The sequence below is a fragment of the Agromyces mediolanus genome (assembly GCF_023715325.1).
GTDB classification, from domain to species: Bacteria; Actinomycetota; Actinomycetes; order Actinomycetales; family Microbacteriaceae; genus Agromyces; species Agromyces mediolanus_A.
Map to the genome: position 1 here is coordinate 1 of NZ_JAMBNX010000062.1, position 427 is coordinate 427.

The following is a 427-nucleotide window of genomic DNA, read 5'->3' on the forward strand; positions in this document are numbered from 1 at the left end:
GTGTTGGGATTTCTCGGTCACCAAACAGGCATGGTCGGCGTGTACGTGTTTATCGCCGTCATTCTGGCTGCCGTCGTCGAGCTCGCCAACATCATTGGGCCGAAGCTACTGGCTATGTACTTCCAGCACCGTCTACAACGGGCCAAAGATGCCACCGATCTCGTGGCAGCCCGCCAGGTGCTGGAGAACCCGCGCGCCGCCTGGACCCAGGTAGCCTCGCTAGGAGCGGTGTGCGTGGTCGGAATGCTGGGAGGCACCGGAGCCGCAATGATGCAAACCATCAACAACGATCCCCCGGCCACGAAATCCGCCCGCATCGTCGGAGGAGACCTACAGACCGGGGTGATCCTCCTCATCATCTTCGCGTTCGCCACCGTTGCCTGCTCGGTGGGAGTCAATCAAGCTTCCGCGATCCTCGACCGTCGAT

General features: G+C 61.4%; 1 pseudogene. It reads left to right on the forward strand.

From position 1 onward, the window contains the following. Positions 1-30 precede the first annotated feature (30 nt). Positions 31-427 (forward strand): annotated as a pseudogene (locus M3147_RS19085) (hypothetical protein); the annotation flags it as partial.